Annotated in this window: 20 protein-coding genes and 1 pseudogene; 20 read left to right on the forward strand and 1 reads right to left on the reverse strand. The window is 28.4% G+C overall.

What is annotated here, in order from left to right; all coding sequences use genetic code 11:
• The first annotated feature begins 106 nt into the window (after positions 1-106).
• The 16 genes and pseudogenes from CP523_RS11990 to CP523_RS12065 all read left to right on the forward strand — a co-directional run bounded on the left by CP523_RS11990 (position 107) and on the right by CP523_RS12065 (position 16,743).
• Positions 107-643 (forward strand): hypothetical protein, encoded by a 537-nt coding sequence (locus CP523_RS11990; protein ID WP_066673463.1) that lies wholly within the window; start codon positions 107-109, stop codon positions 641-643.
• Between the two features lie 148 nt (positions 644-791).
• Complete coding sequence (locus CP523_RS11995) at positions 792-2,462, forward strand: B12-binding domain-containing radical SAM protein (protein WP_066673464.1); 1,671 nt, start codon at positions 792-794, stop codon at positions 2,460-2,462.
• A gap of 219 nt (positions 2,463-2,681) precedes the next feature.
• Positions 2,682-3,068, forward strand: a complete 387-nt coding sequence (gene ahaH / locus CP523_RS12000; RefSeq protein WP_243106747.1) for an ATP synthase archaeal subunit H — start codon at positions 2,682-2,684, stop codon at positions 3,066-3,068.
• Complete coding sequence (locus tag CP523_RS12005) at positions 3,055-5,010, forward strand: V-type ATP synthase subunit I (RefSeq protein ID WP_066673466.1); 1,956 nt, start codon at positions 3,055-3,057, stop codon at positions 5,008-5,010. The genes ahaH and CP523_RS12005 overlap by 14 nt, the downstream gene beginning before the upstream one ends.
• Before the next feature lie 12 nt (positions 5,011-5,022).
• The gene (locus CP523_RS12010) at positions 5,023-5,508 is read left to right on the forward strand and encodes a V-type ATP synthase subunit K (RefSeq protein ID WP_066673467.1); all 486 of its coding nucleotides are present in this window, start codon (positions 5,023-5,025) and stop codon (positions 5,506-5,508) included.
• A gap of 18 nt (positions 5,509-5,526) precedes the next feature.
• A complete protein-coding gene (locus tag CP523_RS12015; protein ID WP_066673468.1) occupies positions 5,527-6,117 on the forward strand; it encodes a V-type ATP synthase subunit E in 591 nt (196 codons plus the stop codon).
• 12 nt (positions 6,118-6,129) lie between these two features.
• On the forward strand, positions 6,130-7,131 hold the full coding sequence (locus CP523_RS12020; protein ID WP_066673469.1) for a V-type ATP synthase subunit C: 1,002 nt from the start codon (positions 6,130-6,132) through the stop codon (positions 7,129-7,131).
• Complete coding sequence (locus CP523_RS12025) at positions 7,124-7,435, forward strand: V-type ATP synthase subunit F (RefSeq protein ID WP_066673470.1); 312 nt, start codon at positions 7,124-7,126, stop codon at positions 7,433-7,435. Before CP523_RS12020 ends, CP523_RS12025 begins: the two co-directional genes overlap by 8 nt.
• A 19-nt stretch (positions 7,436-7,454) precedes the next feature.
• Positions 7,455-9,233, forward strand: coding sequence for a V-type ATP synthase subunit A (locus CP523_RS12030; protein WP_066673471.1), 1,779 nt, complete (start codon positions 7,455-7,457; stop codon positions 9,231-9,233).
• Positions 9,226-10,608: a V-type ATP synthase subunit B gene (locus CP523_RS12035; protein ID WP_066673475.1), complete on the forward strand. Its 1,383-nt coding sequence runs from the start codon at positions 9,226-9,228 to the stop codon at positions 10,606-10,608. The genes CP523_RS12030 and CP523_RS12035 overlap by 8 nt, the downstream gene beginning before the upstream one ends.
• A gap of 3 nt (positions 10,609-10,611) precedes the next feature.
• Positions 10,612-11,253, forward strand: coding sequence for a V-type ATP synthase subunit D (locus CP523_RS12040; RefSeq protein WP_066673477.1), 642 nt, complete (start codon positions 10,612-10,614; stop codon positions 11,251-11,253).
• Positions 11,254-11,427: 174 nt separating this feature from the next.
• The gene (locus CP523_RS12045) at positions 11,428-12,381 is read left to right on the forward strand and encodes an MraY family glycosyltransferase (protein ID WP_066673479.1); all 954 of its coding nucleotides are present in this window, start codon (positions 11,428-11,430) and stop codon (positions 12,379-12,381) included.
• Between the two features lie 104 nt (positions 12,382-12,485).
• Positions 12,486-13,365, forward strand: a pseudogene (gene metF, locus CP523_RS12050) (methylenetetrahydrofolate reductase [NAD(P)H]); the annotation flags it as partial.
• Positions 13,366-13,489: 124 nt separating this feature from the next.
• Positions 13,490-14,191, forward strand: a complete 702-nt coding sequence (locus CP523_RS12055; RefSeq protein WP_120140898.1) for a methionine synthase — start codon at positions 13,490-13,492, stop codon at positions 14,189-14,191.
• Positions 14,181-16,568, forward strand: coding sequence for a homocysteine S-methyltransferase family protein (locus CP523_RS12060; protein WP_066673482.1), 2,388 nt, complete (start codon positions 14,181-14,183; stop codon positions 16,566-16,568). Before CP523_RS12055 ends, CP523_RS12060 begins: the two co-directional genes overlap by 11 nt.
• A gap of 49 nt (positions 16,569-16,617) precedes the next feature.
• Entirely contained in the window at positions 16,618-16,743 is a 126-nt protein-coding gene (locus CP523_RS12065) for a DUF1540 domain-containing protein (RefSeq protein ID WP_120140899.1), read from the forward strand.
• Positions 16,744-16,816: 73 nt separating this feature from the next.
• On the opposite strand, the gene CP523_RS12070 is transcribed toward CP523_RS12065, so the two are convergent.
• On the reverse strand, positions 16,817-17,686 hold the full coding sequence (locus CP523_RS12070; RefSeq protein ID WP_162925983.1) for a LysR family transcriptional regulator: 870 nt from the start codon (positions 17,684-17,686) through the stop codon (positions 16,817-16,819).
• 204 nt (positions 17,687-17,890) lie between these two features.
• Here CP523_RS12070 and CP523_RS12075 point away from each other — a divergent pair, with 204 nt between their 5' ends.
• From CP523_RS12075 to CP523_RS12090, 4 genes are all read left to right on the forward strand, one after another.
• Positions 17,891-19,690 (forward strand): ABC transporter ATP-binding protein/permease, encoded by a 1,800-nt coding sequence (locus tag CP523_RS12075; protein ID WP_120140901.1) that lies wholly within the window; start codon positions 17,891-17,893, stop codon positions 19,688-19,690.
• 2 nt (positions 19,691-19,692) lie between these two features.
• Positions 19,693-21,366: an ABC transporter ATP-binding protein gene (locus tag CP523_RS12080; RefSeq protein WP_120140902.1), complete on the forward strand. Its 1,674-nt coding sequence runs from the start codon at positions 19,693-19,695 to the stop codon at positions 21,364-21,366.
• Positions 21,367-21,434: 68 nt separating this feature from the next.
• Positions 21,435-21,824, forward strand: coding sequence for a YbaN family protein (locus CP523_RS12085; RefSeq protein WP_066673489.1), 390 nt, complete (start codon positions 21,435-21,437; stop codon positions 21,822-21,824).
• 11 nt (positions 21,825-21,835) lie between these two features.
• Complete coding sequence (locus CP523_RS12090) at positions 21,836-22,129, forward strand: nitrous oxide-stimulated promoter family protein (protein WP_066673490.1); 294 nt, start codon at positions 21,836-21,838, stop codon at positions 22,127-22,129.
• Positions 22,130-22,198 lie beyond the last annotated feature (69 nt).

Here is a 22,198-nt window from a genome sequence, read left to right on the forward strand (position 1 = left end):
TATTCTCTTTCTAATAATTAGTAGAAAAAAATAAAAGTTATGTTAATATTTGGGATAAAGTGGTAGTATAATAATATATACTATTTTTTGAAAGGAGAGAAGGATAATGGGTAAAACTATCATACTTAATTTATCTGATGTTAAGCTAAACGGAGATATTTTAGATGTAGGAGAAAGTTTTGGGGTTATATATAATTTATCAAAAGATGTTATGGATGAAGTTTCAGTTGATTATATTGGAAGTGAAACAAAACATTTACTTTTAGGTGGAGAATATGATACATGTACAATATTTTTTTGTTTAAGTAATATATGGAGTAATGGAACAAGGCAAAATTTAATTAAAGAGGTAACTAAATATTTAAGATTTGGCGGAGAAATATGTATTTGGGATATAAATAAAGATGTAGGTGAAGTTATAAATAATAAAATTAGAGCGTTATTGCCATCAGGAAAGTTTAAAGAATTTGAGTTCAAAAATTTAAATCCTCTTTCTAAGTCAAATATAGATGATACTAAAGCAATGCTTGAGAAATATTATGATATAGAGGAAACTAAAGAATGGGAAGATATTCATTTTATAAAGGGAAAAAAGAATATTAATGAGTTTTTGGAGGTTGATACACAGAACTGTAAGTGTTAATATTGATAAATATATAAGTAATATAGATATACTAAGCCAAGTATTCTTAAAAGATCTGTATTTTAAGAATACTAAGGCTTTTAATTATGTATATTATTATGCTTTCATATAAATAATTAACTTATGATTAAAAGAAGGGAAGAAAAATATGAAAATTTTACTTACAGCTATAAACTCTAAATTTATACATAGTAATCTAGCAGTTAGATACTTAAAGGCTTTTACAAAGGATATGGATTATACTTGCAAAATAAGAGAGTTTTCAATAAATGACAGAGATGAAAAGATACTAGAGGAAATAATACAAGAAAAACCAGATGTAGTTGCTTTTTCTACTTATATTTGGAATATAGAAATGATAGGAAGACTGTCAAATCTTATAAAGTTAGTTGATGATAAAATTGAAATATTATATGGGGGACCGGAAGTATCATATGATAGTCAAAATATTTTAAGTGAGTTAAATGGAGATTACATAATAGAAGGAGAAGGGGAGAAAACATATAGAGAGTTCGTAGAATATAAAATAGGTCTTAGAAATATTGAAAGTATAAGAGGGTTATACTTTAAAAATAATAGCGAAGTTTTTTCAAATGGTAAAAGACCATTAATGAATATGAATGATGTTATATTTCCTTATGAACAAGATGAGAACCTTGATAATAAGATTGTTTATTATGAAGCTTCTAGAGGCTGTCCTTTTAATTGTAAATATTGCTTATCATCTACAACGCATGGTGTTAGGTTTTTAGATATAGATAGAGTAAAGAAAGAATTGCAATTTTTTATAAATAAAGAAGTTAAACTTGTTAAATTTGTAGATAGAACATTTAATTGTAATCATAAGTTTGCAATGGCTATATGGGAATTTTTAATTAATCAAGATACAAAAACTCAATTTCATTTTGAAATATCAGCAGATATATTAAAGAAAGAAGAATTAGAACTTTTAAGAAAAGCGCCAAAAGATAGATTTCAATTTGAAGTAGGGGTTCAAACTACAAATGATGATGTGTTAACAAGGATAAATCGTTTTGTAAATTTTAGTGATATCAAAGAAAAAGTATTAGAGTTACTTAGTATAAGAAATATTAAACAACATTTAGATTTAATTGCAGGGCTTCCAGATGAAGATTTCTATTCTTTTAAAAAATCATTTAACGATGTATATAGTATTAAGCCAGAAGAAGTTCAACTTGGATTTTTAAAGCTTCTTAGAGGGTCTTCTATGAGGGAAGAAGCTTTAGAATATGGAATGGTATATTCTCCATATCCTCCATATGAGATATTAAAAACTAATACTATTTCCTATGATGAAATGTTAAAACTTAAAAAAATTGAAGAAATGGTAGATAAATATTATAATAGTCAAAAGTTTAATAATATATTAAAGTATTTAGTTGTTAAATTTGACACTCCTTTTGATTTCTATCAGAGTTTAAGTGAGTTTTTTGACAAAAAAGGATATTTTAATAAAAATATAGGAAATAATGAGTACTATAAAGTATTTTTAGACTTTAATATGGAAATATTAAAAGAAGATGCTTCAGAGCTTATGGATATAATAAAATTTGATTATTTAAGTTTTAATAAAAGAAGAGGAATGCCTTCATTTATAGAAAGAGGATTAAGTAAGGAAGAAGAACAAGAAATAAAGGAGAAAATTAGGGAAAAATATCTTTTAAAGAATTATTATGTAGAATCCTTTGGTATAAATATAGAAAAATTTATGCATAATGATAAAATATTAAAAGGAAAATCATACTACTTATTTGGGTATGAAGGTGATATAATAGATATTACAAAAGAAATTTATTAAAATTAAAAAAAATATTAAAAAAAGGGGAAAAAACTATATTAAATGTTTACATAAGGAGTAATTATAGTATCATTAGCCTTCATATGAAATAAAATTGTTGAAAAATATGCGAAACAGTGTATAATTAAAAAGAGTAAAAAGTAATTAATACTATATAAAGCTATTAGATTATACTATATAAAGTAATAATTTTATACTATATAGAGTAATAATCTAGTATTGCATAAAGTATTAACTTTTATTAATAAATATAATGACAGTAATAAAGGTGGTGAGATTTTGGCATTAGAAGCAATAGGTGAAATAAAAAAAGCCGAAGCTAAAGCAGAAGAATTAGTTTCAGAAGCTACAGCTAAAGCTAAAGAAATCATTAGAAACGCTAATCTTGAAGCAGATAAGCAGTATAATGAAATATTAGAAAAAGCAAAAGCTAAGAAAATGAAACTTATGCAAGATGCTCAAACTGAAGGCGATAAAGAAGCTGAACCTATCTTAACGAAAGGTGAAAAGGAAGTTCAAGACATACATAATGTGTCTGGAGCAAAGAAAGATAATGCTATTAATTTAGTCGTTGAGAGGATAGTGAGAATTCATGGCAATAGTTAAGATGAACAAATTCACTTTGCTTGCATTTGAGTCTCAAAAAGAAGAGCTTATTCGTAAATTACAGGGTTTTTCCAATGTAGAATTTGTTGATTTACAAGATGAAGAACTTTTAGAAAAATACGAAGAGCTTCAGGATCTTTCAAAAGATGATGTAGATTCAGAGTGTGCAGAGTACGAAGAAAATTTATCAAAAGCTAAATCTGCTGTAAACTTCTTAACAAACTATGTACCAAAAAAATCAGGATTAAAAGCCCTAGAAGATGATAAGGAATCTTTAAGTTTAGATGAACTAGAAAAGCAAGTAGAGCAATCTAATTGGCTAAGTGTTTATGAAAAAGTTAAAGAAAAAGAAGATGAACTAGCTAACTTACATTCTAAAATAGCTAAGCTAGAAGGAGAAATAGAGGTATTAGCTCCGTGGGAATCTTTAGATACTTCATTTGAATCATTAAATGAATTAAAAATGACTTATTATGTTTTAGGAACTATTCAAAAGGAATATGAGCAAAATCTAATTGAAGATTTAGAAGATGCTTATGTTGAAATTATTTCAAGAGATAATAATGATGTTAATGTTCTTGTACTTGCAAATATTGAAGACAAGGAAAAAATATCAGAGGTACTAAGAGGTTTAGGATTTAGTTATTTCAAAACTGAGAACAAAGATGTTCCTATGAAGTCAATTACTGACTTTAAAGCTGAAATTGAGGAAGTAAAATCAAAAGAATTCTTTGTAAAACAAGAGCTTTTAGATTTTAAAGCTGAATTAAAGATACTTCAACTAGTGTATGATTATTATACTAGCAAGATTCAAAGAAAAAATGCATCAAAGAATTTCTTAAAGACTAATACAATAGTTACTATACAAGGATGGAATTGTAAAGAAGATAATGATAAGTTAGTATCTTTGTGTAAAGAAGTTCTTGGAGAAGATTATTCATTAACTTTTGAAGAAGTTAAAGATGAAGAAATTGATGATGTACCAATAAAATTAAGAAATGGTAAAATGACATCAGCTTTTGTACAAGTAACTGAAATGTATAGTTATCCTAAGTACAATGAAGTAGACCCGACACCACTTTTAACACCATTTTATCTAATATTCTTTGGAATGATGGTTGCAGATGCAGGATATGGACTTTTAGTTATGATTGCATCAATTATTGCATTAAAAGCATTAAACCTTGATAAAAGCAAGAAAGATTTTGCAAGATTCTTCTTTTATTTAAGTATTCCAACAATAGGATTTGGATTAATATACGGATCATTCTTTGGAGATATGTTGCCGTTTTTACCAAAACTTGTAGATCCTTCAAGGGATGTTAATACAATACTGATATTATCTATAATTTTGGGTGTAATCCAAATATTCTTTGGTTTAGGAATAAAAGCTTATACATTAATTAAGTTAGGTAAACCACTAGATGCCTTTTATGATGTAGGATCTTGGGTAATTACCTTAGTATCAATTGGATTGATAGTACTTGCACCAATGTTAGGATTACCAGCAATAGTTGGAACTATTGCTAAAATCGCAATGGTATTTGGTATGATAGTAATTGTTCTTACAGGCGGTAGAGCAGAAAAATCAAAAGGAGCTCAGTTAGGTCAAGGGTTATATGCATTATATGGAATAACTGGATATGTAGGAGACTTAGTATCATATACAAGACTTATGGCATTAGGTTTAGCTGGTGGAAGTATAGCAGGAGCATTAAACTTACTTATTGGTTCATTACCAGGAGTAGCAGTTATAATAGTAGGACCTGTATTCTTTATACTAGCACATATATTTAACTTGCTTCTTTCATTATTAGGAGCTTATGTTCATACAGCAAGATTACAATACGTAGAATATTTTTCAAAATTCTATGATGGTGGCGGAAAACCATTTGAACCATTTACCGCTTCAGAAAAATATATAAACTTAAAAAGAAATTAGGAGGATTTAACAATGGAAATGAGTTGGATTAAATTTTTTATAGAAAATAACGGTGGATTTATTTTTGCCGCTATAGGAGTTGCTTTAGCAGTAGGTTTATCAGGTATAGGATCAGCTAAAGGGGTTGGACTAGTAGGTCAAGCAGCAACAGGATTAGTAACAGAAGAACCAGAAAAGTTTGGTAAGGCATTAGTTCTTGAATTATTACCAGGTACTCAAGGTTTATACGGTTTCGTTATAGGTTTCTTAGTATTTAGTAAGATGACTTCAGGTATGTCTTTAGAACAAGGTATGTACTTATTAGGAGCTTGTTTACCAATAGCTTTCGCTGGATTATGGTCAGGTATAGCTCAAGGTAAGGTTGCAGCAGCTGGTATCCAAATATTAGCTAAGAGACCAGAACACAACACTAAAGGTATTATTTTAGCAGCTATGGTTGAAACATATGCATTATTAGGATTCGTTATCTCATTCATGTTAGTAAGTAAGGGATTTTAGGATTGGAGAGAATACGTTATGTCAAATGTAAATAATTTAACTTCTAAGATCCTTAAGGATTCAGAAGAAAGAAAGGGAAAAATATTAGCTTCTGCTGAAGAAGAAAAGAATAAAATTCTTTCAAAGAAAGTTAATAAAGCCAAAGAACTAGAAGCTGAAATGATAGCTAAGGCTAAATTAGAAGCTAAAACTAGAAAAGAGAGAATACTATCTGCAGCAGCACTTAAAGTTAGAAATAACAAGTTAGCTGCAAAGCAAGAGGTTATTCAAGATGTCTTTAAGAGTAGTGTAGATAAATTAACTAAGATTTCAAAAGAACAATTTTTAAGCTTTGTTAGAGAATCTATACTTTCATTAGGCGAAATTGGAGATCAAACTTTAATTTTAAATAATGATGGAATTGAAATGGTAGATATCGCCTTTATATATGAATTAAATGAAGCATTAGGAAATAACGGAAACATTAAATTAAGTTCAAAAGCTGGAGAATTTAAAGGTGGATTTATTCTTGAGAAAAATGGAATAGAAATCAATAACACATATGAAGCTTTGGTAAGTTCATTAAGAGATGAATTGGAGTTTGAAGTAGCAAGAGTGTTATTTAATTAAGGAGGGGAATAGATGGATGTAATGCAATTTACCCAAGCGCTATCAAGAATTTGGGTATTAGAAACTAGACTCCTTGATAAGTCCAAAATAGAAAGAATGATTGATGCTGATTCAGCTGATGAAGCGTTAAAGGTACTTGGTGAAACTGAGTACTCAAATGTAATGACAAATATTAAAAGGGCTACAGATTATGAAGAAATTCTAACAGCGGAGTTAAAGAGAATTTATGATTTAGTAAAAGAACTTTGCCCAGTCAAAGATGTAGTTAAGTTGATGAGCATTAAATATGATTATCACAATTTAAAAGTAATTTTAAAAGGAAAATTCCTTGGTAAAGATTTATCACATATGCTTATACATTTAGGTGATTTAGACTTACATGAAGTTAAGCGTAAAATTGATAGTGAAAATTATAAGGAATTAGAAGCAAAATTAGAAAAGGCAGTTGTAGAAGCTGCTAATGATTTTGAATCTACTAAAGATCCGCAAAAGATAGACATAATTATTGACAGATATATGTTTAAGGAAATGGTAGAGCTTAAAAATGAGCTAGATTATGAATTTATAGATAAGTTTGTTAAAGCAATAATTGATTCAACTAACGTAAGAACGTTATTAAGAATCAAAAAGCAAAATAAAAACAGAGAATTTGCTTTAGAAGTATTAGTACCTGGTGGTTCTATAGATCCAAGTACATTAGTTGCATTAATTAATGAATCACCAGAAAACATAATATCTAAGCTTAACAGTACTATTTATTCAGAAATGATTAAAGAAGGTATAGAAGCATATATAAATACAGATTCTGTAAATCTTTTAGAGAAATTAAGTGATAATTATATAATGGCACTTATGAAGGATTCTAAACTTGTTACCTTTGGTCCAGAAAGAATATTATCATATATTTATGCAAAGGAAACAGAGATAAAAATAATAAGAATTATAATGGTTGGCAAGCTTAATAATATTGCTGAGGAAGTAATAAAAGAAAGGCTGCGTGATATTTATGTATAAGAAAATCGGAGTTGTTGGAGATAAGGATTCAGTTTTAGCATTTAAAGCACTAGGAATAGATGTTTTTCCAGTAGTTGGAGCTGATGAAGCTAGAATAGCAGTTGATAAATGTGCAAGAAATGATTATGCAGTTATATTCGTAACGGAGCATGTAGCTCAAGAAATAGAAGACACAATAGCTCGTTACAATGAACAAGTACTTCCAGCTGTAATATTAATTCCAAGTAATCAAGGTTCATTAAATATTGGACTTAAGAGAATTAGTGATAGCGTGGAAAAAGCTGTTGGCGTTAACATTTTATAAGGGAAGGTAGGTTAGTAATTTGAAGACCGGAAAGATAATTAAGGTTGCAGGTCCTTTAGTTGTTGCTGAAGGAATGGACGAAGCAAATATATTCGACATGGTTAAGGTTGGAGAAAAGGGTCTTATCGGTGAAATCATCGAGATGAGAGGCGATAAGGCATCTATCCAAGTTTATGAAGAAACTACAGGAATAGGCCCTGGGGACCCAGTTATAACAACTGGAGAACCATTAAGTATAGAACTTGGACCAGGACTTATAGAGTCAATGTTCGATGGAATTCAAAGACCACTTGATGCTATAGAAAAAGCTGCACATTCACCATTCTTAAAGAAGGGTGTGGCAGTTAAATCATTAAATAGAGAGAAGAAGTGGGAATTTAAACCAACTGCTAAAGTTGGAGATGCTGTTGCACCAGGAGATGTTGTAGGAACAGTTCAAGAAACTACAGTTGTACTTCATAGAATAATGGTACCTTATGGAATAGAAGGAACTATTAAAGAGATTAAGTCAGGTGAGTTCACAGTTGATGAAACTGTATGTGTTGTAGAAACAAAAGAAGGCTTAAAGAACATAATGTTAATGCAAAAATGGCCAGCTAGAAAAGGTAGACCATATGCAAAGAAACTTAAACCAGAAGCACCAATGACTACAGGACAAAGAGTTATAGATACTTTCTTCCCAGTAGCAAAGGGTGGAGCTGCTGCAGTTCCAGGTCCATTTGGAGCTGGTAAAACAGTTGTTCAACATGCTATAGCTAAATGGGGAGACAGCGAAATAGTTGTTTACGTTGGATGTGGAGAACGTGGTAACGAAATGACAGACGTTCTTAACGAATTCCCAGAACTTATTGACCCAAAAACTGGGGAAAGTTTAATGAAGAGAACAGTACTTATAGCTAATACTTCAAACATGCCAGTTGCTGCTAGAGAAGCTTGCATATACACAGGTATTACAATAGCTGAATACTTCAGAGATATGGGATACTCAGTATCTATAATGGCTGATTCAACTTCAAGATGGGCAGAAGCATTAAGAGAAATGTCAGGTAGACTTGAAGAAATGCCAGGTGATGAAGGATATCCAGCGTACTTAGGATCAAGACTTGCTGATTATTACGAAAGAGCAGGTAAGGTTGTTTGTCTAGGTAAAGATGGTAGAGAAGGTGCTGTAACAGCAATTGGAGCTGTATCACCTCCAGGAGGAGATATATCTGAACCAGTATCACAAGCAACATTAAGAATAGTTAAAGTTTTCTGGGGTCTAGATGCACAACTTGCATATAAGAGACATTTCCCATCAATTAACTGGTTAAATTCATATTCATTATATGATGATACTATAGATAGTTGGATGAATAAAGAAATAGCAGAAGATTGGTCATATTTAAGACAAAGAGCTATGACAATCCTTCAAGAAGAAGCTTCACTTGAAGAAATAGTTAGACTTGTAGGTATAGATGCTCTATCAGAAAGAGATAGATTAAAACTAGAAGTTGCTAAATCAATAAGAGAAGATTATCTTCAACAAAATGCTTTCCATGAAATAGACACTTATGCTTCATTAGGAAAGCAATATAGAATGCTTAAATTAATACTTTTATTCCAAGTAGAAGCTGAAAGAGCTTTAGATGCGGGAGTTTATTTAGATAAGGTATTAAAATTAGATGATGTAAGAGATAAGATAGCTAGAAGTAAGTATATCCACGAAGAAGATATAGCTAAAATGGATGATATTGCTGAAGAATTAAAAGCTGCTATAGATACATTAATCAACGAAGGAGGGGTTCAAAATGCTTAAAGAATACAGAACAGTAACAGAAGTTGTTGGGCCTTTAATGGTAGTTGAAGGTGTAGAAGGTGTTAAATATGATGAACTAGTTGAAGTTGAACTTCAAACTGGTGAAAAAAGAAGAGGTAAGGTTCTAGAAATTCAAGGATCAAAAGCTATGGTACAACTTTTCGAAGGTTCTTCAGGAATCAACTTAAAGGGAACTAAAGCTAAATTCTTAGGAAGACCTCTTGAACTAGGTGTATCAGAAGATATGCTTGGTAGAATATTCGATGGTATGGGTAATCCAATAGATAATGGTCCAAATATCATACCAGAACAAAGACTAGATATAAATGGTGAAGCTATAAACCCAGTTTCAAGAGACTTCCCATCAGAGTTTATACAAACTGGTATCTCCGCTATAGATGGTCTTAACACTCTTGTTAGAGGACAAAAGTTACCTGTTTTCTCAGGTTCAGGTCTTCCACATAAAGAGTTAGCTGCTCAAATTGCAAGACAAGCGAGAGTTTTAAATTCAGATTCTAACTTCGCAGTTGTATTTGCAGCTATAGGTATTACATTCGAAGAATCACAATTCTTCGTTGAAGAATTCCAAAGAACAGGTGCTATAGATAATGCAGTTCTATTTATGAACCTTGCATCTGACCCAGCTATCGAAAGAATAGCTACTCCAAGAATGGCATTAACTTGTGCTGAGTACTTAGCATATGAAAAGGGAATGCAAGTTCTTGTAATACTTACAGATATAACAAACTATGCAGAAGCATTAAGAGAAGTATCTGCTGCTAGAAAGGAAGTTCCAGGTAGAAGAGGATATCCAGGATACTTATATACTGACCTTTCTACATTATACGAAAGAGCAGGTAGAATAAGAGGAAGAGAAGGATCAATTACTCAAATTCCTATATTAACAATGCCTGAAGATGATAAAACACATCCAATTCCAGATTTAACTGGATATATAACAGAAGGACAAATAATACTTTCAAGAGAATTATATAAGAAAGGTATTATGCCTCCAATAGATGTTTTACCATCACTTTCAAGACTTAAAGATAAAGGTATAGGTAAAGGAAAGACTAGAGAAGACCATGCTGATACAATGAACCAATTATTCTCAGCTTATGCACAAGGTAAGCAAGCTAAAGAATTATCAGCTATCTTAGGTGAATCAGCTCTTTCTGATACTGATAAACAATACGCAAAATTTGCCGAAGCTTTCGAAAATGAATATGTTTCACAAGGATTTACTACAAATAGAACTATTGAAGAAACATTACAATTAGGTTGGAAACTTCTTAAGATACTTCCTAAGACAGAACTTAAGAGAATTAGAGATGAATATCTTGAAAAGTATATGCCAAAGGGAGATGAAGAATAAATCATGGCAAGATTAAACGTCAATCCTACTAGAATGGAAATGTCTAAGCTGAAGAAAAGATTAACAACAGCTGTTAGAGGACATAAACTATTAAAGGATAAGCAAGATGAGCTTATGAGACAATTCGTTAATCTTGTTAAATATAATAATGAGTTAAGAAAGTCTGTAGAAGCTGAACTTCAAGGCTCATTGAAGGATTTTGTTATGGCAAGTGCTGTAATGAGTTCTGAATTTCTTGAGGAAGCAGTAGCTTATCCAAAGGAAAGTATTTCAGTTGAAGTTGGAACAAAGAACATAATGAGCGTTAATGTTCCAAAGATGAATTTCAAAAGACAACTAGAAGGAGATGAAGGAAGTATATATCCTTATGGATTTGCTAACACATCTGCTGAACTAGATGATGCTATTGGAAAACTTTATGGAATACTACCAAAACTTTTAGAACTTGCAGAAGTTGAAAAATCAACACAGCTTATGGCTGATGAAATAGAAAAAACAAGAAGAAGAGTTAATGCACTTGAATATATGACAATACCATCTCTTCAAGAAACAATCAAGTATATTAGAATGAAGCTTGATGAAAATGAAAGAGGAGCTTTAACTAGGTTAATGAAAGTTAAAGATATGATAGAAGCAAGAAGTTAACTAATAAGGGAGCCTTTAAGGCTCCTTTTAATTTAAAATAAAGTGGAAGATAACTTTATTGGAACCTATATATACTTTAAGTTGATAAAGAATAGTAATAATAGTATAATAAATAGGAAATTAGTCTTTAAATAAGAAAACTTTTACTTGAAGATAACTAAGGAGTAATTAATTATGCGATATATATTAGCATTTATATTAGCGTTTATAATAGTATATTTAATAATGCCAATTTTAATGAAGTTGTCATTAAAATATAATTTTACAGATAAACCAACTAAGAGAAAAAATCATAGAGGTGAAATTCCTTTATGTGGTGGAATTGGAATGTTTATTGGATTCTTTATAGTATATTTAATAATTAATAATAATACTTCAGTAACAGAAAAGATGTGGGTATTTATTAGTGCATCATTAATACTTATAATTGGTTTAGCCGATGATTATTATAAAGCTCATGGAAAGGAATTTCCTATATATCCAAGACTTATAATTCAACTATTAGCCGCAGCACTTATATTTAAAGCAGGAATAGCTTTTAGAGGATTTGCAAATCCATTTACTGGAGAGTACATAACTTTAAATCCAATAATACAATTTTTATTAACAATAACATGGATATTTGGAGTAACTACTGTTATAAACTGGTCAGATGGAATGGATGGATTGGCAGGAGGATTATCATTTATTTCAGCTATTACATTTGCTGGAGTAGCATTAATATTAGGGCAAAGTGAATCAATAATTATGTCTCTTATAGTTTCAGGTATAGTTGTAGGATTTTTAATGTATAATAAGTATCCAGCTAAAATATTTATGGGGGATTCAGGTGCTAATTTTTTAGGGTTTTTATTAAGTATAATAGCTTTAGATGGAGCTTTTAAACAAGCAACAGTAATGAGTTTATTTATACCTATTTTAGCATTAGCTGTTCCAATATTTGACAATATATTTGTTATATTAAAAAGATTTTCAGAAGGAAAGCCAGTTTATCAGGCAGATAGAAGTCAGATACACTATAGATTGGAAGCTAAGGGATTTAGTATAAAGCAAGTTGTAACATATATAAATATTATAAGTTTAGCTTTTAGTATAATATCAATAATTTTATTGCTTATAAAAAAATAATTTAGATATGTAAGAACCATTTATGATTTTATCTTAAATGGTTCTATTTTTATAAATAAAATTAGGGGAGAGGTGATAAGGAAATATAAAATAGGGGAAGATATATGAATATTAGAAAATTGTTTAATGAAAAAAAGGTGGTATTTTCTTTTGAAATATTTCCACCTAAACCAACATCCAATATAGAAACTATATATTATACACTAGAGGAGTTAAAGGATTTAAGACCAGATTTTATAAGTGTAACTTATGGAGCAGATGGAAGTTTATTAGAAAATAGAACTAGAGAATTATCTGCCTTAGTAAAAAATAATTATGGAATAGAAACATTAGCACATTTAACATGTATAGGATCAACAAAGAAAGAGATAGATTTTATACTTAAGGATTTATCTAAAATTGGGATAAATAATGTACTTGCTTTAAGAGGAGATATTCCAGTAGATAAAGAGATAAAAGGAGATTTTGATTATGCAAAAGATCTTATTGAATATATAAATTTTTATAAAAAAGAATTTAATATTGCTGGAGCTTGTTATCCAGAGGGACATCAAGAATGCAAAGATATAGATAAAGAAATATTATACCTAAAGATGAAGGAACAGGTAGGAGCATCACATTTTATTTCGCAGTTATTTTTTTCATAATAATTATTTTTATGATTTCTTAGAAAAGAAAGAAAAATATAATATAAAATCACCTATTCAAGCAGGAATTATGCCAGTTGTAAATATAAAGCAAATAGAACGGATAGTTTCATTATGTGGAGCTAAACTACCTAAAAAATTCTTGAAGATAATGGATAAATATGAACATGATAAGGTTTCTTTAAGAGATGCAGGAATAGCTTATGCTGTAGAGCAGATTGTTGATTTAATATCTTCAGAGGTAGATGGGATACATTTGTACACAATGAATAACCCATATGTAGCTAACAGAATAAATGAAAGTATTAAAACTATAATAAGATATATAAATAATGAAGAAATAATACTTACTAAAGCAAAAGAAATTCCACCTGCTAATGAAATACAATGTGGAAATTATAGAGATTTATCATTATTTTAGGACAAAGAAGTGTTGAAGAAAGGTTTTTCAATTAATATTTATGAATAATAAAGTTAAAGAGTTTGAGATTAATAAAGAAGAGGTACTTAGATATTTAGGATATAGAGGTCAAGAAATAAATGAAGAAATAAATGAAGAAATAAATAACATTATAGAAGAATGTAGAAATGAAGTTAAAAAATTAGTAAATCCAAGATATATATATAAATTTTATAATGTATTTAGAAAAGATAATGAAATAAATATAAAAAATAGTACTTTAGTGTTAAAGGGAAAAGATATAAAAAAACATTTAGTATTTTCAGATACTTGTGTTTTAATGGCAGCTACAATAGGTAGCGATGTAGAAAGAAAAATAAATCTTTATGAAAGAATTAATTTAACAAAGGCTTTAGTAATGGATGCTTGTGCAACTACAGCAATAGAGGAACTTTGCGATTATATAGAAAAGGAGATAAGAGATATTGTTAGGAGAAAATGTAAAAACTTAAACTTTAGATTTAGTCCAGGGTATGGAGATTTAGATATAGAAATACAAAAAGAATTTATAAAAGTAATAGAAGCAAATAAAAAAATAGGGCTTACAGCATCTTCTAACAACATATTATTTCCTAGGAAATCAGTAACTGCTATAATTGGCATTATAAATGAGGATAAATTTGTAAAAAAAAGAAGATGTTTAGAATGTAGAAACTATAATAATTGTAATTTTAGAAAAGAGGGATTTAATTGTGGGAATTAAAGATTTTATAGAAGATAATATATTGTTATTTGATGGAGCTATGGGAACAATGTTACAGAAGGAAGGTTTAAAACTTGGACAAAATCCAGAGGTTCTGAACATAACTAATCCAGAGGTGATTAAAAAAATTCATAAAAAATATATATATGCTGGAGCAAAGGTTATTACAACAAATACTTTTGGAGCAAATGAGAAAAAGTTATATGGAACTTCATATAGTGTGGAAGAGATTATTAATAAGGGAATTTCATTAGCAATAGAGGCTAAAGGTAATGAATCTGTCTTAATAGCTTTAGATATAGGACCAATAGGAGAACTTTTAGAACCTATGGGCACATTGAAATTTGATGAAGCCTATAATATTTTTAAAAGACAAGTTGTATTAGCAAAAAACTCAGGGGTAGATATAATCCTAATAGAAACTATGACGGATTTATATGAAGCAAAGGCGGCAGTATTAGCTGCAAAAGAAAATTCTAATTTACCTATATTTTGTACTATGAGTTTTGAAGGTAATGGAAGAACATTTACTGGTTGTAAGGCATCAAGTATGGCTATTACTTTAGATGCATTAGGGGTAGATGCATTAGGGGTAAATTGTTCCTTAGGACCTAGGGAAATATTACCCATAATTAAGGAAGTAAGAGAATGGACTAATTTACCGCTAATGGTTCAACCTAATGCTGGTTTACCTTCTTTATCAGTAGGAGAAGCTGTTTACAATATATCAAAAGAAGAGTTTAAATCTGGAATAATTGGTTTTATAGAAAGTGGAGTTAATATAATTGGAGGTTGTTGTGGTACTACACCTGAATATATTTTAGAAATATCAAAAGAAATTAACAATATAAGATCTATTAAAAGGGAAAAAGTAAGTTTTTCTGCAATATGTACTCCGTCAAGAACTGTTAATATTAATTGTGTAAAAATAATTGGTGAAAGAATAAATCCAACTGGTAAGAGATTATTTAAAGAAGCTTTAAAAAATGGAGATATGGATTATATATTAAAACAAGGGATAGAGCAAATAGAAGCAGGAGCTGATATATTAGATGTAAATGTAGGTCTTCCAGAAATAAATGAAGAGGAAACCATGGTTAATGTTATTAAGGAAATTCAGGGTATCTTAGATGTACCTCTTCAAATAGATTCATCTAACATTAAAGCTATAGAAAAAGGGTTAAGATACTATAATGGTAAAGCTATAGTGAATTCTGTAAATGGAGAAGATAGTATTCTTGATAAAGTGCTTCCTTTAGTTAAAAAATATGGATCAGCAGTAGTTGGATTAACATTAGATGAAAAAGGTATTCCAATGAAAGCAGAAGATAGAGTGAAAATAGCAAAAAAAATATTAAATAAAGCTTTAGAATATGGAATAAAAAAAGAGGATGTTTTTATAGATACGTTAGTATTAACTGCATCAGCTAAGCAAGAAGAAGTTACAGAAACTCTTAAGGCATTAAATATAGTTAACAAAGAATTAGGTTTAAAAACAGTATTAGGAATATCAAATATTTCATTTGGACTTCCTAATAGAAGTATAATAAATGAAACATTTTTGGCATTAGCCTTAGGAAATGGATTAAACTTACCAATATTAAATCCAAATTCAGAAGGAATGATGAATGTAATTAATTCATTTAATGTTTTATATAATTTTGATAAAAGTGCAACTAAATATATAGAGGTATATGGCCAAGAAGATAAAGAAAAAAACAAGATAGTTGAAGTCAGAAATTATGATTTAAAATATATATTAATGAAGGGGTTAAGGGAAGAAGCTCATAGTGCAACATTAGAATTACTAAAATCAGTAGATGAAATTGAAATAGTTAATAAATATCTTATACCTGCATTAGATGAGGTAGGAGATAATTTTGAAAAGGGAAAAATATTTTTACCACAGTTAATACAGTCAGCTGAAACAGTTAAAAATGCTTTTGAAGTTTTGAAAAAAAATTTATTATTAAAAAATAAATCAACAATTTCAAAAGGAACAATAGCCTTAGCTACTGTAAAAGGAGATATACATGATATAGGAAAAAATATAGTTAAAGTAATATTAGAAAATTACGGATTTGAGGTTATAGATTTAGGAAAAGATGTTCCTATAGAAAATATAGTTAATACTGTTATTAAAAATAATATAACTTTAGTTGGATTAAGTGCATTAATGACAACAACACTAAAAAGCATGGAAGAAACCATAAAAGCTTTAAGAAAAGCAAAAAAAGATATAAAGGTTTTTGTTGGAGGTGCTGTCTTAACAGAGGAATATGCAAAGGAGATAGGGGCAGATTTCTATGCAAAAGATGCTAGAGAATCCGTAGAAATATCTAAAAAACATTTTCTAAATTTATCCTGTAATAATTAATGAAATAGTGCAGATACTATTAAGGAAAGTTATTAAGGAGGTGTTTTAAATGTCAAGAAATCCAAGTATAAAATGTACAGTTAATGAATGTAAGTATAATGATCAAGCAGAAAATTATTGCACATTAAATGTTATACAAGTAGGAACTCATGAAAAAAAACCTACTATGATTTAATGCACAGATTGTGAATCATTCGAATTAAGGTAAAATGAGATTTATAAAGACAGATATTATATAATACCTGTCTTTATTTTTTGGAAATTATAAATTCTATAAATAATTTTGTTTCAGTGGATAAAGGTAAATTTTTAGGGAATGTTAATACTATTTCATTAATAATAGTATTTTGTAAAGGAATAGATCTAAGATTTTCAGTATTAAATTTATTAATAACTTTTTGTGGTAATAATGTTACACCAAAACCTTGAGAAACTAACTCTAAAATAGTGTCTATTCTACAACTAGAATATGAAATTTTGGGATAAAATCCAGATTTTAGGCATTCTTTAGTGCATAAATTATATAAACTATTATTAGATTCTGATAATATAAATGTTTGTTTAGAGAGACTACAAATATTAATACTTTCAACTTTAGCTAATGGATTATTTTTAGATATAACAAGAACTAATTCATCTTTAAATAATGAAATTGCATTATAGTTTTCGGTATCTATATCATTTAAATTAGTAAAAGCTAAATTTATTGATTTAGAATTAAAAAGTTTAAATAAATTAGAGGAATCATTTTCTATTAAATTTAAATTAATTTTAGAAAAAGACTTATTGAAAGTATTAATTAGTGATATAATCCCGTATTGAGATAGCAATGGTGTAATACCAATGTTTAATTCTCTGTTAGAAATATCCATCATTTCTTTTAATATTTTATTATGGAGCGTTACATAGCTCTTTGCATATTCTAAAAATTTTTCACCAGAATAAGATAAAAGAATATTTCTAGGATTTCTAATAAAAAGCTCTGTATTCAATTCTTTTTCTAAGGATTTAATTTGCTTTGATAAAGATGATTGAGAAATACAAAGTTCTTCAGAAGCTAAGGTAAAACTTTTATATTTTTCGACTTCTAGGAAATATTTGACTTGCTCTATATTCAAAATTAGACTTCCCTCCAATAATTAATTTATTCTATTTAGGAAATTAACACTTTCTTAAATGGAATTGCAAAAATAAAAAAAACGAATAAAATATTAAGTGATAATAATTATCAATAGGTTATTTTAATATTCCAAAAGGAATATATATTTTTTATAACATAAACGATAATGAAAATCAATAATGATTAGATGGAGGAGAAGTTTATGATGATAAATAAGAGGCTCATAAATTTATGTAATGAGTCTAAAAAATATGTAGCATTAACTGTATTAGTTAGTTGGATATCAATTTTATGCAATATTTTAATTATATTATTAATAGGAAAATTTATTAATAGAATATACTTAGGTGAAGAATTAGTTGTCACTTCAGCTAGTAAGATTATCAGTGATTTATCTCAGTTTAAAATGGGGGAAAATTTAACTTTATTAGGAACAATAGGAATAATAATTATACTTTTAATAATTAGATACGTAAGTAATTTGTTTTATGGTAAGTTTTCTTATTTAGCTTCAGCAAATGCAAGAGTGACATTAAGAGAGCTTATATACAAGAAACTGCTTAAATTAGGGACTAGCTATAATGAAGTAGAATCTACATCTTCTTTAGTACAATTTACGGTAGAAGGCGTAGAGGCTTTAGAAGTTTATTTTGGTAAGTATCTTCCTCAATTTTTTTATTCAATGTTAGCACCTATAACTTTATTCGTAGTGTTATCTTTTATATCATTTAAATCAGCAATAGTATTTATATTATGTGTTCCATTAATTCCAGTATCAATAATAGCAATAATGAAGTTGGCAAAAAAAATATTGAAAAATTATTGGAAAAGTTATTCTAATTTAGGAGACACATTTTTAGAAAATCTTCAAGGGCTTACTACATTAAAGGTATTTAATAGAGATGAAGAAAGACATAATAAGATGAATGATGAGGCTGAAAAGTTTAGAAAAGTTACTATGAAAGTTTTAAGTATGCAGCTTAATTCCATAAATATTATGGATTTAATAGCATTTGGTGGAGCAGCATTAGGAACGATAGTTGCATTATTTCAATTTAGAAGTGGAGTTTTGTTAATAGGTGATTTACTAATAATTATATTGTTATCTTCAGAATTCTTCATACCATTAAGATTATTAGGATCATTTTTCCATATAGCTATGAATGGTATGGCTGCATCAGATAGGATTTTTGCTTTATTAGATGTTGAAGAGAGAAAAAAAGAATTAGCTAATGGGTATGATGAAATGAATGATATTTCAATAACTTTAAATGATGTAGATTTTAGCTACGATGGCAAGAGAAAAGTTATTGAAAATGCAAATATGGAAGTTCCAAATAAAGGCTTAGTAGCTATTGTTGGGGAAAGTGGAAGTGGTAAAAGTACTATAGCTTCTCTTATTTTAAATTCTTATAAAGTAAATAGTGGTGAAATAAAGTTTAATAATATAAATGTAGATAATATACCATTAGATACTATATATAGTAAAGTTTCGTTAATATCAACAAATAGTTATATATTTAATGGAAGTATATTAGATAATTTATTAATGGCAAATAAAGATGCTACTAAAGAAGAGATAGAAAATGCACTTAAAGTATCAAGATTATATGAATTTATAATTTCTTTAAAGGAAGGTTTATTAACTAATGTTGGTGAAGGGGGAAGTCTTCTATCTGGAGGACAAAAACAAAGACTAGCTTTGGCTAGAGCAATACTTGCAAATAGAGAGGTTATGATTTTTGATGAAGCCACTTCAAATATAGATGTTGAAAGCGAAGAAGATATATGGAAAGCTATATATGATCTTTCAAAAACTAAAACAATAATTGTTATATCTCATAGATTAGCAAATGTAATTGATGCTGATAAAATTTACGTTATGAAAAAAGGACATATTGTAGAATCAGGTACGCATGAAGAATTATATGATTCTAAGAAGCTTTATTATAATATGATAAATAAGCAAAGAGAATTGGAAGAGATAAGGGTGGTGATGTAGTTTTGGAGAGACAATCAGGATTTAAAATAATGAAAAGATTAATTAAGGAACTAAAGCCATTAACACCGGTTATGATTATAACAATAACTATGGGAGTATTAGGGTTCTTATCTGCAATTGCAATAGCTACTTTTGGAGCAATTTCCATTGGAAGCATAATAGATAATAGGAATTTTATATCATTTAATGGGGCTATAACAGTAATGCTTGTAGCAGCAGTTCTTAGAGGGCTACTTAGATACTGTGAGCAGCTTTCAGGGCATTATATAGCTTTTAAGATATTAGTTATACTTAGAGATAAAATCTTTACAGTTTTAAGGAGATTAGCTCCAGCTAAATTAGAAAGTAAAGAAAAGGGGAATTTAATCTCACTTATAACTTCAGATATAGAGCTATTAGAAGTTTTTTATGCACATACAATAGCACCTATTGCTATTGCAATAATAACAAATACAATAATAAGTATAATATTATATTTAATAAATCCTATATTTGGAATAGTATCAGCTATTTTCTTCTTAATAGTTGGGTTTGTTATACCATATAAATCTTCATCTATGGTTAAAGGGGATGGGGTAGAATATAGAAATGTATTTGGGGAAAGTAATTCCTATATATTAGATTCTTTAAGAGGATTAAAGGAAATATTATTATTTAATAGTGGAAAAGAAAGATTAGATAAAATTAATTCTAATTCAATTAAACTAAACGATAGTTTATATAAAATAAAGAGACATGAGGGAATTATAAGAGCAATAACAGATTTAGTTATAATGTTAGCAATACTTACTTTTGTAGCAATAGGATTTTCATTATATATAAACACTTATATTACATTTACAACAATGATTGTAGCAATAGTAATAATAGCATCATCTTTTGGTCCAGTTGTAGCTTTAAGTAATCTTTCTAATAATTTACTTCATACATTTGCTTGTGCAGAGAGAATATTTAAGCTTCTAGATGAAGAGCCAGAAGTAGAAGAAGTACTAGGTGATGGTGAACTTTTAGTTTCTAAAATAGATTATAGAGATGTAAGTTTTTCTTATAAGGGAAGAAAAGAATCTATATTTAATAATATAAATTTAGAAATTAAAAAAGGAGATAAAATTGCTTTAATAGGTGATAGTGGAATAGGGAAAAGTACATTTGTAAAACTTCTTATGAGGTTCTTTGATGTTAATAAAGGTGAAATTAATATTAATGGTGAAAATATAAAGAACATAAAAACAAAGGCTATAAGAAACAGTCAAACTTTAGTAAGTCAAGAAACATATCTTTTTAATGAAACAATAGAGGATAATATAAAAATTGGTAATATTAAAGCAACTAGAGAGGAAGTTATAGAAGCGGCTAAAAAAGCATCTATACATGATTTTATAGAAACATTACCAAATGGATATGATACTAAAGCAGGGGAGTTAGGAAGCAATTTATCATCAGGTGAAAAACAGAGGATAGGTTTAGCAAGAGCATTTTTAAATAATGGACAAGTACTTATATTAGATGAACCAACAAGTAATTTAGATACATTAAATGAAGGTGAGATACTAAAAGCTATAAAAGAAAATTGTAGTGATAAGACAATAGTATTGATTTCTCATAGAAAATCTACTACAACTATATGTAATAGAACATTTAAGGTTTTAAATAAGAAATTAATTGAAGAAGTATAAATGGGAAGTCCGTTATGTAAAGTCTAATAATATAACTAGACTAAATAAATATAATAGGAGGAAGAGATATGAATAAAGTAAAAAGAGGAATTTATGTAGCTATAGGTCTAATTTGTGTTGTTCTTGGATCAATAGGTGTAATAATTCCAATTTTACCTACAACACCATTCTTACTTTTAGCATCTTTCTGTTTTGTTAGAGGATCAGAGAGATTTGATAAATGGTTTAAAGGAACTAAGCTTTATAAGAAGCATTTAGAAAGTTTTGTAAACAGCAGGAGTATGACATTAAAAACTAAGATAACAATTTTATTATTTGCAGATACAATGATTGCATTTCCTCTTATAATAGTGGATAGTATAACTGTAAAGGTAATATTAAGTTTAGTCATATTATTTAAATTTTATTATTTTATATTTAGAATTAAAACAATTAAGCCAACTACTATTAATAGTTAGAGGGATTAGGTATGAATAGGATAGAAAAAGAAAAAGATGTTGTTGAACTTATGATTAAGCTTTATTGTAGGAAAAAGCATAATTGTAGAGGGGAACTTTGTAAAGAATGTAAAGAACTTTTAGAGTATGCACATAAAAGATTGGATTTATGTAGATTTGGTAACAGTAAAACATCTTGTAGTAAATGTAAGATACATTGTTATAAGAAAGATATGAAAATCAATATAAAAGAAGTAATGAGATTTTCAGGACCTAGACTTATTATTTATGAACCATATGAATTTATAAGACATATTTTCAAATAAAAAACAGGCTATTAACATAGCCTGTTTTAATTATATGTTTAATTATATTGAAATAAAATTAATAAATGA

The sequence above is a fragment of the Clostridium septicum genome (genome assembly GCF_003606265.1).
Taxonomy (GTDB): Bacteria; Bacillota; Clostridia; order Clostridiales; family Clostridiaceae; genus Clostridium; species Clostridium septicum.